A 13,120-nucleotide genomic window follows, 5' to 3' on the forward strand; every position below is an offset into this window, starting at 1 on the left:
CGGCTCGGCTGATTATTATTGGAATGGCGTGAGTAGTTATAACATAACATTTAAAATGCGTTAATCGCTGCACTGAATTATTTCGCGGGCTGGGTGGCCGTTGAAGGCGTGAGGCGGTAGCCGCTTGGCGATCCGGCTGGCGCAACTGAAATGGGCGCGGGCGATATTATTTTGCGAATCGCCCGTATCCTGCCGCTCGCAGGTGAAAGACAATAGTCGAGCAAATTTCTGATATTCGAGGCCGCTTGATGGAACAACGGGGCGTATTACTGAGCTGGAATGACGGCAAGGGATTTGGCTTTATTCAGCCGGAAAAGGGCGGAGCCAAGCTGTTTGTGCATATTTCGGCGATGCGCGGTGACGCTCGGCCGAATCAAGGGGATGCGGTTTTTTACCTGGCGGGTGCGGATGAGAAGGGCCGATTACGGGCCACGCATATGCGCGGGGAAGGGTTGAGTATCGACCGACCGTCCATTCGTCAGAAGCCCAGGGAGCCATCAGGGCGTCAACCCGCTCGTAAGGCCATCAAGTCAGCCGGGAAAGGCCGCTCGGGCCGGGAGCCCAGAGCTGCAGCGCGGCGCTCCTCTGCGGTACCGTATCAGGCGCTCAAGCTGATGGTCTGGTTGGCACTGTGCGCTCTGCCGCTTATCGGCTCATTGCAGGTACTCAACGCGCAGGGCTGGGTGCTGCCACTCGGTGCTTACGCTGGCGTCAGTCTGGTGAGCTTTTTTCTGTATTGGTCAGACAAGCGCGCAGCCGAACAGTCGTCGCAGCGAACGCCGGAAAAGGTCCTGCATCTGTCGGAGCTGTTGGGTGGTTGGCCGGGGGCGCTGGTGGCGCAGCAGTTACTGCGCCACAAGACCCGTAAGGCCAGCTATCAGCAGCTATGCTGGCTGATCATTGTCGTCCACCAGCTATTCTGGGTGGACTGGGTGCTGCTCGATAGCCGCTATTTGCGGCAACTGCTGGGGAGCTGACGCTCAGACGGCGACGCCCAGGTCACGCAGATAATCGTCGTAACTGCCGTTGAAATCGGTCACGCCGTTTTCCGACAGTTCGATGATGCGCGTGGCCAGCGAGCTGACGAATTCGCGGTCGTGGCTGACGAAGATCAGGGTGCCGGGGTAGTTCTCCAGCGCCAGGTTCAACGCTTCGATGGATTCCATATCCAGGTGGTTGGTCGGCTCGTCCATGATCATCACGTTGGCTTTCTGCAGGATCAGCTTGCCGAACAGCATGCGACCTTGCTCACCACCGGAAATGACTTTCACCGATTTGAGAATGTCATCGTTGGAAAACAGCATGCGCCCCAGGGTGCCGCGCACCAGCTGTTCGCCGCCAGTGGTCCACTGGGTCATCCAGTCGAACAGGGTCCAGTCGTTTTTGAAGTCATCGGCATGTTCCTGGGCAAAATAGCCCAGGTCTGCGCTCTCGGCCCATTTCACCGAGCCACTGAGCGGCTGCATTTCACCTACCAGCGTGCGTAGCAGCGTGGTTTTACCGATGCCGTTGGGGCCGATAATGGCCACGCGTTCACCGGCTTCAATCTGCAGGCTCAGGTTCTTGAACAGCGTCTCGCCATCAAAACCCTGGCTGACCTTGTCCAGGATCACGGCCTGACGGTGCAATTTCTTGGTTTGGTCGAAGCGGATAAACGGGCTGATGCGGCTCGAGGGTTTGACCTCGTCGAGCTGGATCTTATCGATCTGCTTGGCGCGGCTGGTGGCCTGCTTGGCTTTCGACGCGTTGGCGGAAAAGCGGCTGACGAAGGTCTGCAATTCGGCGATCTGCGCCTTCTTCTTGGCGTTGTCTGAGAGCAGGCGCTCGCGGGCCTGAGTTGCCGCCATCATGTACTCATCGTAGTTGCCGGGGAACAGCCGCAGTTCGCAGTAATCCAGGTCAGCCATGTGCGTGCACACGCTGTTGAGAAAGTGCCGGTCGTGAGAAATGATGATCATGGTGCTGTTGCGCAGTGTCAGTATGCTTTCCAGCCAGCGGATGGTGTTGATGTCCAAATGGTTGGTAGGCTCGTCCAGCAGCAGCACTTCCGGATTGGAAAACAGCGCCTGGGCCAGCAACACGCGCAGCTTCCAGCCGGGCGCGACTTCGCTCATCGGGCCGCTGTGCTGCTCGAGCGGAATACCCAGGCCCAACAATAATTCGCCAGCGCGCGATTCGGCGGTGTAACCGTCCATTTCGGCGAATTCGGTTTCCAGGTCGGCCACCTTCATGCCGTCCTCTTCACTCATTTCTGGTAGGGAATAGATGCGGTCGCGCTCGGCATGCACTTTCCACAGTTCTTCATGGCCCATGATCACGGTGTTCAGCACTGTGTGATCTTCGTAGGCAAACTGATCCTGGCGCAGCTTACCCAGGCGCACGTTGGGCTCAAGCATGACTTGGCCACCGGATGGTTCAAGATCACCACCAAGAATTTTCATGAACGTCGTCTTGCCGCAGCCATTGGCGCCGATCAGACCATAACGGTTACCCCCGCCAAATTTGACAGATACGTTCTCGAACAGCGGCTTGGCGCCGAATTGCATGGTGATATTGGCGGTGGAGATCACAATAGAGTCCTGCGAAGAGCAAATGGAGTGGCCGCAGACGGGGCGCTAATCGAGCGCAGCAGTAAAGCGGGCCGCATATTGTACTGGCTATACCGCATAAGTGACAGAGCTGGCCGTCGGACGACGGCCAGGCAGGGAAAGAGGCAGTAGGCTGCTGCTCAGTCTCGCAGTTTGCCCACCATGCGGGGTAGAACGTCCTCTTGCGTGGCGCTACGACGATGGTAAAACGTCATTGCCACATGCCCGACGATCATCGCCAGCAGGATCCAGCCAAGCCAGCCGTGAAGCAGATTGGCTGGTGTCATCATCCATTCGAGCTTGCCATCGAATCCGGGCATCAGTTGCCAACCCAATACCGTCAACTCACGGCCTGAGCCATATTGGCGCAGCAGCGCGAACGTGGGCACCACCAGCATCAGCGCATACAGGGCCATATGCCCCAGCAGCGCCATCCGGTTCAGCGAAGGCGGCCGCTCAAGCCGATTCGCCAGGGCCCAGAGCAGGCGCAAGACAATCAGCGCCATCAGCAGCGTACCAACGGTTTTGTGCGTGCCCCAGGCAAATTCGTCGAGTGCAGAATCTTCCAATAGCACACGCACCACCGTGGTAAAAAACTGCCATGCCAATAATGCTGCCATGCCCCAGTGCAGTGCTCGGCTGACTAACCCGTAACGCTGCTGCGAATCTTTTACGACTGAAGACATTGGCGCTGATTCTCCCTAGTAACTGTGAGGTCAATAAGCGCCACAAATTAACATCGAACCGACAAAGCGTCTACGGGGAGGGTGGCTGGCAAGGCCGGTGCAGAAGGCTCCACGGCGGTTCAGAGCTGAGCTAGGTGGCTGAGTAGCCACCTAGCGAGCGTTGCTCAGTAGCGCTCAAGCCAGTGCGCGTAGGGTGCGGGCAAGGTCCAGGACGCTTTATCGATACCCAGCTCGCGTGCGGCCAGATAGGCCCAGTGCGGGTTAGCCAGATGTGCCTTGCCGACCATCACTACGTCGAGCTGGTTGTCCTTGACGGCCTTTTCAGCAATATGCGGTTCACCGAAGCCCCAGGCTGAAGACACCGGTATGCCCACTTCGCGGCGCACACGCTCGGCAATCGGGCCCATAAAACCGGGTGCCCAGGGGATTTTGCTATCGGGAATGCTGAAACCGATGCTGACGCTGATCATGTCCAGGCCGTCGGTTTTCAGCTGTTTGGTCAGATCGATCGACTCGATCAGCGTTTGTTCGTCGCGATCATCGAATTCCAGTACGCCAAAGCGGATAGTCAGTGGCAGATGCGCAGGCCATACCTCCCGCACGGCAGCAAAAGTTTCGCGCAGGAAGCGACCGCGATTCTCGGCGTTGCCACCATAGGCGTCTGTGCGCTGATTGCTGTGCTCGGAGAAGAAACTCTGAGCCAGATAGCCATGGGCAAAATGCAGTTCCAGCCACTCGAAACCGACTTCCAGAGCGCGGCGGGCAGCGGCGACAAAGTCATCACGCACCCGGGCGATATCATCTAGCGTCATGGCCTCAGGTGTTTTTGGCAAATGCGCGCCGAACGGGATGGCCGAAGGCGCGATGGTTTGCCAGCCTCGGGCGTCGTCCTCGGCAATATGATCATCGCCTTCCCATGGGCGGTTGGCGCTGGCCTTGCGCCCGGCGTGTGCAATCTGGATGCCGGGCACCGAGCCGGCCGCCTTGATCGCCTGTACCGCCGGGGCGAAGGCTTGTGCCAGATGGTCGTTCCAGATGCCGGCGCAGCCAGGGGTGATGCGGCCCTCTGGGGCCACTGCTGTGGCCTCGACGATGACCAGGCCAGCGCCACCGCGTGCCAGCGCGGCCAAGTGGACCTGATGCCAATCGTTGATCAGGCCATCGGTCGCGGAGTATTGGCACATCGGTGGTACAGCGATGCGATTGCGTAGGGTGACATCCTTCAGAGTGAAGGGCTGGAAGAGTGCGGACATGATATCTCCAATGGACGTAAGCGCTTGTTCAGTTGTTCGATAATATTGGAACTATGGATGAATGGCAAATCGGCGTGTATTATTCCGCCATGCGACCTTTCAAACATCCCGCTGTGAATGATTTTGTACTTGAGCGCGTGCTCTACGCATTGAGTGATCCTGTCCGCCTGGAGATCGTTCGCCACTTGGCGGGGGTGCCTGAAGCGAGCTGTGGCGAACTGGATGGAGGGCGACCGAAATCGAGCATGTCCCACCATTTTCGCGTGTTGCGTGACGCCGGGCTGGTGATGACTCAAGGTGTGGGTACCACCCACATGAACTCCCTGCGCCGGGCTGATCTGGATGCGCGCTTCCCAGGGCTGCTGGATGCCATTCTTTCGCACCCTGCCTAGCCCGCTTGAAGTGCCTCGACCTGCTCGTGGGTCAGTCGCGAAAAAACACCTGTACCAAGTGATAGCCGAACTGGGTTTTTACCGGGCCGTGAATCTGTTTTAGCGGTTTTTTGAAGATGATCTGGTCGATGGCCCGGACCATCTGCCCAGGTTTGACCTCGCCGAGATCCCCGCCGCGCTTTTTCGATGGGCAGGTTGAATGCTTTTTGGCCAGCAGATCGAAGGGTTCGCCAGCGGCCAGACGTTTTTTCAGCTGAATGGCTTCCGCTTCAGTTTTGACCAGAATATGGCGGGCCATGGCGATGGGCATCGTTCTTGTCTCCGGGCTGATTTAACGTTGGTTCAAGCGTCAGTCGTGGCTGTCGGCGACACGCTGTCCGGCTTTGTGCGTCAAGCGCAGGCCTCGCAGGCTGCGTTTGACGCTTTTCAGATGGTTGACCAGCTCCGGTCCTCGGCGCATAGCCATGCCCATGGCCAGCACATCGATCACCACCAGATGCGCGATGCGTGACGATAGGGGCGTATAGATGTCGGTGTCTTCAGTCACATCAATGGCAATATGAATGCTGCCCAGCTCGGCCAGGGGCGTCTGGCTCGGGCACAGGCAGATAAGGGTGGCGCCAGTTTCTGCCACCAGCGCGGCGGAATGCAGTAGATCCTTGGTGCGTCCGGTCTGTGAAATGGCTACTGCCACGTCCTGCGGGCCGAGGGTTACCGCAGACATCGCCTGCATATGCGGATCGGAGTAGGCGGCAGTGGACACCTGCAAGCGAAAGAACTTGTGCTGCGCGTCGCTGGCCACCGCGCCTGACGCGCCAAAACCATAGAACTCCACGCGGCGGGCTACGCTCAATGCGGCAATCGCCTGCTCCAGCCGCAGCGGGTCGAGGCTCTCACGCACATCCATCAAGGTTGCCAAGGTCGTGTCGAAAATCTTGTGTGAGAGCTGATCGGTGTTGTCGTCTTCACTGATGGAAAATTGGCCGAAGCTCGCGCCAGCCGCCAAACTCTGCGCCAGACGCAGTTTCAGATCCTGAAAACCGGTACAGCCTATGGCGCGGCAGAAGCGCACGATAGTCGGCTCGCTCACGCCGACCTCGCGGGCGAGATCGGCCATGGACGAGTGCATGACCAGTGCAGCCTGGGCAAGGACATGATCGGCGACCTTCAACTCGGACTTGCGGAGCAGGGGGCGGCTGGCGGCAATATGCTGGAGCAAATTCACGTTGGCTTCATGTTAGTCTGAGGGTCTGGAAGACCGGTTCTTGTAGTTATACTACAAAAACCCGGTGTCCGCCTTGATCGGGAGAGAGCTTGTGCCTTCGCAACACAGCATGGCCTGTGACATTGTAGTGTTTGGCGGGACCGGTGATCTGGCCCTGCGCAAGCTGCTGCCAGCGCTTTATTATCTGCATCGAGATAACCACCTGCATCCGCAAACGCGCATTCTGGCACTGGCTCGTGCACGCCATGAGACGACTGCCTATGTTCAGTTGGTACAGCGGCACGTCAGTCAATATGTTGCCCAGGGGGATTTTGATCAGAACAGTTGGGAGGGTTTCGCCCAGCGTCTCGACTACATGAGTCTGGATGTCAGCCAGCGGGTGGAATTTCCGCGGCTGGCCAAAGCCCTGGGGGGGCAATCTGATCGCGCTAGAGTGTTCTATCTGGCCACCGTCCCCAGCTTGTTTGCCGCCACGGCCAAGCACCTGGCCTCGGTTGGCCTGACGGATGGCCGCTCACGCATCGTGCTGGAAAAGCCGCTTGGCGAAAGCCTGAAAACCGCCAACCAGATCAACGACGGTATTGGCGCCGTGTTCGACGAGGCGCGGGTATTCCGTATCGATCACTATCTGGGCAAGGAGGCGGTGCAAAATTTGCTGGCGCTACGCTTTGGCAATGCCTTGTTCGAGCCGCTCTGGCGCAACGCGCATATCGATCATGTGCAGATCAGCGTAATGGAAACGGTCGGGGTCGAGAACCGTGGTGACTATTACGACCATGCCGGTGCGATGCGCGACATGGTCCAGAACCATCTGTTGCAGCTGCTGTGCCTGGTGGCGATGGAGGCGCCGGTACATTTCGAGCCCGAGGCTGTGCGTAATGAAAAGCTGAAGATACTGGAGGCGCTGCGCCCCATCACGGGCATGGATGTGCAGGACAGCACCGTGCGCGGTCAGTACTCCAATGGCGAGCGAGCGGGTGAAAAACTGCCCGCCTATTACTTCGAGAAAAGTGTTGATCACGACAGCAACACCGAAACCTACGTGGCACTCAAGGTCGAGGTGGACAACTGGCGCTGGGCCGGTGTGCCCTTTTATCTGCGTACCGGCAAGGCGCTGGCGCAGCGTAAGTCGGAAATTGTCATCCAGTTCAAATCGGTTCCCTACCGCCTGTTCGGCGGCATTGACCAGCCAGCCTGCAATCGGCTGGTGATCCGCCTGCAACCCGACGAGAGCATCAGCCTGTCGCTGATGGCCAAGACTCCCGGACGCGGGATGGCCTTGCAGAAAGTCGAGTTGGACCTGAATTTTGCCGAGGCCTTCAAACGCCGCCGTTGGGATGCTTACGAGCGGTTGCTGCTGGATGTGATTGAAGGGGACGCTACGCTGTTTATGCGTCGCGATGAGATAGAAGCCGCCTGGCGCTGGGTTGATCCTGTCATTCAGGGCTGGCAGGACTGTTATCGCTCACCCAAGCGTTATGCCGCAGGCAGTTGGGGCCCGGAGGCCGCTGACAGTTTGCTCGATCGGCTCGGCCACGCCTGGCTGGATGAGCGCTGAGTTAGCCAGTCATACCTGAGGCGTGGGCTGGGTTTCGCTGTTTTCCAGCAGCAGGCCAGTTAAGCCGGCCCCTGTGAGCGGGCGGCTGATTAGATAACCTTGCACTTCATCACAGCCGTGTTGCTTGAGGAAGCTCAATTGTCCGGCCTCTTCTACGCCCTCGGCCACCACGTTCAAGCTCAGGCTATGGGCCATGGCGATGATCGCGCGAACGATCGCTGCATCATGAGAAGTATTGTCTTCACTGTGTTCATCCTGTTCGCTGCGCTCATCCAGCTCACTGATAAAGGCGCGATCAATCTTCAAGGTCGTGATCGGGAAGCGTTTCAGGTAAGCCAGCGATGAATAGCCGGTGCCGAAGTCGTCAATCGCCAGCTTGATGCCCATCTTCTGCAACGCAGCGATATTTTCTGCGACCGCGTCCACGTGTTCCAACAGCATGCTTTCGGTCAGCTCCAGCTCGAGCATTTTCGCCGGCAGGTCAGCCGCTTCAAGAATCTGCGCAACCCGCGCAGCGAAGTGATTTTGGCGTAACTGTTGTACCGACAGGTTGACCGCCACGGTTATCGGTTTAGGACCCTCGTGGTACCACAGAGCGGCTTGTTGACAGGCTTTGATCAGAACAGCGTCGCCCAATGCGATGATCATGCCGGTTTCTTCGGCTATTTCAATGAAATGCCCCGGCATGATCAGCCCGCGCTCGGGGTGCTGCCAGCGGACCAGTGCTTCAGCGCCGCGGATCTGGTCAGTCGCCAGATGCAGTTTGGGTTGGTAATGGACCACTAGTTGATCTTCCTCCAAGGCCTTGCGCAGCTGATTTTCCAGTTGCAGTCGGTCGAGGCTGTAGGCTTGTAAATTGTCGGTGAAGAACTGGAAGCTGTTGCCACCTAAATGCTTGGCATGCTGCATCGCCTGGTTGGCCTGGGTGATCAGCAGCAGGTTGTCGCGGGCATTGGTCGGGAATTGACTCAGGCCAACGGAGGCGGTAACGATCAGTTCGTGTTCGGCGATCGTGATCGGCTGACGCAGTACCTCCAGCACCTGGTTGGCGCGGTGCTCAAGCTGCTCGCGCTGGCAACCCTGGTCGATGATGATGACGAACTCGTCTGCTGATAGACGCGCCAGAGAGTCGCTTTCAGGGGTCAAGTCGCGCAGGCGCATCGCGACCTGCTGCAGCAGCTCATCGGCGACTTTATGGCCCAGCGTATCGTTGATGTACTTGAAGCGGTCCAGGTCCACGTGCATCAGCGCTAGTGTGCTGCCATTCTGGCGCGCCCTGGAGGTGGCTTCCTGCAACTGTTGGGTAAACATGTTGCGATTGGCCAGTTGGGTAAGGGCGTCATGGGTGGTCAGGTAATGCAACTGCTCTTCGGTCTGCCGGTGCACGCTAAGATCGGCAAAGAAACCCACATAATGGGTAATGGTTCCACTGCTGTCGCGCACTACGGCTAGCTGCATCCACTGTGGGTATAGCTCACCGCTGCGCCGCTGCCCAATCCGCTCGCCCTCCCAGCGATCGGTGGTCTGCAGCGAATTTTTCAGGTCTTCCAGCGATTGCTGATTCTTGCTCTGCACCACCGGATCGTAGATTGGATGGCCGACGGCTTCTTCGAGCGCGTAACCGGTAATGACGCTGAAGGCGTGATTGACCGAGAGAATATTCAGGTCCGGATCAAGAATGAATATACCTTCGGCGGTGGCCTGGAACACGGTGGAAGCTAACTGAGCCTGCTCATGTTGCTGCTTACGGGCGCTGATGTCGCGGCGGGTGCCGATCATGCGTAACACCCGGCCCTGCTCATCGCGCGCTACGGCACGGCCGCTGTCCTCGACCCAGATCCAGCTACCGTCGGCATGTTTGACCCGATATTCGATGCGGTATGACGGAATCTGCTTTTTCATATGCTTGAGCAAGGTGTCACGCACCAGGGGCGCGTCATCGGGGTGCAGGCGGGGCTTGAGATGGTCCAACATCGAGGTAACTGCGTCTTCCTCAAGTCCGAAGATTTCATGCACATGGGAATGGTAGACCCGGTCCGTGGTCAGATCCCAATCCCACAAGCCCAGCTGACTGGCGTCTAGCGCCAGGCTTAGTTGGGCTTCGCTGGCCTGCAGCGCTTCGCCAGCTTGTTGCAGCTCCACTGTGCGCTGGGAGACGCGTTGTTCTAGCTCGGTGTGACTCTCGCGCAGACGTTGCTCGGCCTGGCGGCGCTGCTGTATCTCGCGGGTCAGTTGCTGGTTGAGCGCCTCCGCCTGCTGGCGTGAGTCGTCCAGGCCGGCAACCAAGGCTTCACTGCGCGCATTGGCACGCATTGCCATGCTGCCTGAGCGATTGATGAAAGCGGCGCCCAGCAGCAGGCAGCCGAACAGCGTCACGCCCATCATGCCCCAATAGATGCTGGTCGGATCACTCTGGGTCAACAGATAGAGGATCGGCGGTATCCAGGCGGGCAGCGCAAAAGTGGCAAAAGCCATAAATCGGCTGGCGTAAATGATGCTCACGCACAAGCCCACGCCGGTGCTCAAACCGTAGGCCGGTGCCTGGATAGTGAAGTTGTCCAGGGGTACCAGGCTCAGCTGGACCCACGCCAGGCAAAAGCCCGAGGCCAGGTTGCCGAGGTAAAACAGCAGCGTCCAGCGCAAACGCAGGCGAGACAAAGGCGCTGCTTGGCGATAATGGCGCACCAACAGGCTGCGCAACAGGATCAGAACTGCAACTACACCGAGCCAGCTGAGTAATGTGCTGCGCGGGGTGATATCCCACACCAGGCTGGAAATAACCAGGGCGCTGAGCATGATCAGCCATTGCGGGAGACGGGAGTATTCATACAGCATATCCAATTCTCGGATACGCCGGTCCTGCCGGTTTACGACTGGTTTTGGTAATGGGGGAAACGTCATGTGACGCAGTTCCTCTGGAACGCTGGGCGTTTCTTGTTATCGATTTAGGGCCGCATTCAGTCGACAATGCGACATACCTGAAACATCACCTTACACCAGAGCGGACGCCTGTCACAGCCCCCAACTCCTTAAAAAACAACAAAAGAATGGCTCTGGGCAGGGCTTTTCCGTCAATCCTTCCGGCTTTGCCGCCGTGGCTGGTAGAATGCGCCGATGGATATCTCGCATCTGCTCAATTCCCTGAATGACGCTCAACGCCAAGCCGTGACCGCAACGCCTGGCCAACAGCTTGTACTGGCTGGTGCCGGCTCTGGTAAAACCCGCGTGCTGGTGCATCGCATTGCCTGGTTGGTCGAGGTCGAGAAGGCGTCGCCCTGGAGCATCCTGTCGGTGACCTTTACCAACAAGGCCGCCCATGAGATGCGTCATCGCATCGAACAACTGTTGGGTATTTCCCCGCAGGGTATGTGGGTGGGCACCTTTCATGGGCTGGCGCACCGGCTGTTGCGCGCGCACTGGAAGGAAGCCGGCCTGGTCGAGCAGTTCCAGATTCTCGATAGCGACGATCAGCTGCGGCTGGTCAAGCGGGTCATCCGCGAGCTGGCGCTGGACGAGAACCAGTGGGCGCCGCGCCAGGCGCAATGGTGGATCAACGGCCAAAAGGACGAGGGCCTGCGTCCGCAACACATCCAACCTGCCGGTGATCTGTTTCTAACCACCATGCTGCGCATCTACCAGGCCTATGAGCAGGCCTGTAACAGGGCCGGCGTGGTCGACTTTGCCGAATTGCTGCTGCGCTCACTGGAACTGTGGCGCGACAACAATGCGCTGCGGGAGCAGTATCAGGCGCGCTTCAAACATATGCTGGTGGACGAATTTCAGGACACCAACGCCGTACAGTATGCCTGGCTGCGCCTGATCGCTGGCAAAACGCCGAGCCTGATGGTAGTGGGGGATGACGACCAGTCAATCTACGGCTGGCGCGGTGCCAAGATCGAAAATATTCATCAATTCCAGCGTGATTACCCGAATTCCGAACTGATCCGCCTGGAGCAGAACTACCGCTCCACCGCTTGTATCCTCAACGCCGCCAATGCGCTGATCACCCAGAATGCCGGGCGCATGGGCAAGGAACTCTGGACCGACGGCGAAGAGGGTGAGCCGATCGCACTCTATGCCGGGTTCAACGAGCAGGATGAAGCGCGGTTTATTGTCGAGCGTATCGATCAGGCAGTACGCGACGGCATGAACCGCAGCGAGATTGCCATTCTGTATCGCTCCAACGCCCAGTCACGGGTGCTGGAGGAGGCGCTGTTACGTGCTGCCGTGCCTTATCGGATTTATGGCGGCCAGCGCTTTTTCGAGCGTGCGGAAATCAAGAACGCCATGGCTTATATGCGCCTGGTCGCCAATCGCGGCGACGATGGCGCGCTGGAGCGCATCATCAACCTGCCGACCCGCGGCATCGGTGACAAGACCATCGAAAGCCTGCGCCAGCATGCCCGCCAGCAGGATGTGTCGATGTGGCAAGCGGCCTGTGATCTGCTCGACAACAAGGGCTTGCCTGGTCGTGCGGCGAATGCGGTTCAGGCTTTCTGCTTGCTGATCGAAGACATTACCGTACGCGTGGAAGGGGTGCCGCTTTACAGCATGGCCCAGCAGGTCATCGAACACAGCGGGCTGCTGCGTTTTCACGAAAACGAAAAAGGCGAGAAGGCCCAGGCACGGATTGAGAACCTTGAGGAATTAGTATCCGCTGCGCGGACGTTCGAGAACGACCAGGCTGATGAGCAAGCGGAAGGCGATACGCTGTTGGCGTTTCTCGCCCATGCGTCGCTGGAAGCCGGGGAAACCCAGGCCGACCGCTTTGAAGACAGCGTGCAACTGATGACGCTACACAGCGCCAAGGGTCTGGAGTTTCCGCTGGTATTTCTCGCCGGTGTCGAAGAGGGTCTGTTTCCGCACAAGATGAGCCTGGAAGAGCCGGGCCGGCTGGAAGAGGAGCGGCGTCTGGCCTACGTGGGTATTACCCGGGCGATGCAGCAGTTGGTGATTACCTGGGCCGAAACGCGGCGATTGTATGGCAGCGAGACCTTCAACAAGGTCTCGCGATTCGTTCGTGAAATTCCCTCCGAGCTGATTCGCGAAGTGCGTATGGGCAACCAGGTCAGCCGCCCCTTCGGTCCTGGCAACGCAAGCAAGAGTAGCCTGTTCCAGAGCGACGCCACCGAAAGCACCGGTTTCGCGCTGGGCCAGCGGGTTATGCACGCGCTGTTTGGCGAAGGGGTGGTCCTCAACTATGAAGGGCAGGGCGCACAGGCACGTATACAGGTCAATTTCGACGATGAAGGCAGCAAATGGTTGATGGTGTCCTATGCCAAGCTGCAGCCGCTATAGTCCTCAAGGCGATATGCACGATGTAGCGACCAGCATGTTGCTTCACCCAGACCGCCATTCCCGCGCACAATCTCGCCATTCCCGCGAACGCGGGAAACCTTTTTGACCTTGACCCAGTCA

10 protein-coding genes are annotated in these 13,120 nt (G+C 58.5%); 4 read left to right on the forward strand and 6 right to left on the reverse strand.

The window, feature by feature from the left end:
• The first annotated feature begins 248 nt into the window (after nucleotides 1-248).
• Nucleotides 249-977 carry a DUF1294 domain-containing protein gene (locus K787_RS0100795; protein WP_022960873.1) on the forward strand — a complete coding sequence of 243 codons (729 nt, stop codon included), beginning with the start codon at nucleotides 249-251 and terminating at the stop codon, nucleotides 975-977.
• A 3-nt stretch (nucleotides 978-980) separates the two neighbouring features.
• Here K787_RS0100795 and K787_RS0100800 read toward each other — a convergent pair whose 3' ends face one another.
• From K787_RS0100800 to K787_RS0100810, 3 genes are all read right to left on the reverse strand, one after another.
• Nucleotides 981-2,570 carry an ABC-F family ATPase gene (locus K787_RS0100800; protein WP_022960874.1) on the reverse strand — a complete coding sequence of 530 codons (1,590 nt, stop codon included), beginning with the start codon at nucleotides 2,568-2,570 and terminating at the stop codon, nucleotides 981-983.
• A gap of 158 nt (nucleotides 2,571-2,728) precedes the next feature.
• Nucleotides 2,729-3,274 (reverse strand): cytochrome b, encoded by a 546-nt coding sequence (locus tag K787_RS0100805; RefSeq protein WP_022960875.1) that lies wholly within the window; start codon nucleotides 3,272-3,274, stop codon nucleotides 2,729-2,731.
• 164 nt (nucleotides 3,275-3,438) lie between these two features.
• Entirely contained in the window at nucleotides 3,439-4,527 is a 1,089-nt protein-coding gene (locus K787_RS0100810) for an NADH:flavin oxidoreductase/NADH oxidase (protein WP_022960876.1), read from the reverse strand.
• A gap of 53 nt (nucleotides 4,528-4,580) precedes the next feature.
• Between K787_RS0100810 and K787_RS0100815 the strand changes: the two genes are divergently transcribed.
• Entirely contained in the window at nucleotides 4,581-4,919 is a 339-nt protein-coding gene (locus K787_RS0100815; protein ID WP_022960877.1) for an ArsR/SmtB family transcription factor, read from the forward strand.
• A 31-nt stretch (nucleotides 4,920-4,950) separates the two neighbouring features.
• Here the strand turns inward: K787_RS0100815 and K787_RS0100820 are convergent, their stop codons facing one another.
• Nucleotides 4,951-5,229, reverse strand: coding sequence for a peptidylprolyl isomerase (locus K787_RS0100820; RefSeq protein WP_022960878.1), 279 nt, complete (start codon nucleotides 5,227-5,229; stop codon nucleotides 4,951-4,953).
• Between the two features lie 39 nt (nucleotides 5,230-5,268).
• Nucleotides 5,269-6,144, reverse strand: coding sequence for a transcriptional regulator HexR (gene hexR, locus K787_RS0100825; RefSeq protein ID WP_022960879.1), 876 nt, complete (start codon nucleotides 6,142-6,144; stop codon nucleotides 5,269-5,271).
• Between the two features lie 109 nt (nucleotides 6,145-6,253).
• Here hexR and zwf point away from each other — a divergent pair, with 109 nt between their 5' ends.
• Nucleotides 6,254-7,702, forward strand: a complete 1,449-nt coding sequence (gene zwf, locus K787_RS0100830) for a glucose-6-phosphate dehydrogenase (RefSeq protein WP_022960880.1) — start codon at nucleotides 6,254-6,256, stop codon at nucleotides 7,700-7,702.
• A gap of 9 nt (nucleotides 7,703-7,711) precedes the next feature.
• On the opposite strand, the gene K787_RS21800 is transcribed toward zwf, so the two are convergent.
• On the reverse strand, nucleotides 7,712-10,537 hold the full coding sequence (locus tag K787_RS21800; protein WP_022960881.1) for an EAL domain-containing protein: 2,826 nt from the start codon (nucleotides 10,535-10,537) through the stop codon (nucleotides 7,712-7,714).
• Between the two features lie 279 nt (nucleotides 10,538-10,816).
• Between K787_RS21800 and uvrD the strand changes: the two genes are divergently transcribed.
• The gene (uvrD, locus tag K787_RS0100840) at nucleotides 10,817-13,000 is read left to right on the forward strand and encodes a DNA helicase II (protein WP_022960882.1); all 2,184 of its coding nucleotides are present in this window, start codon (nucleotides 10,817-10,819) and stop codon (nucleotides 12,998-13,000) included.
• Nucleotides 13,001-13,120: the final 120 nt, after the last annotated feature.

Origin of the sequence: Halopseudomonas pelagia CL-AP6 (assembly GCF_000410875.1) — a bacterium.
In the GTDB taxonomy this organism is placed as follows: Bacteria; Pseudomonadota; Gammaproteobacteria; order Pseudomonadales; family Pseudomonadaceae; genus Halopseudomonas; species Halopseudomonas pelagia.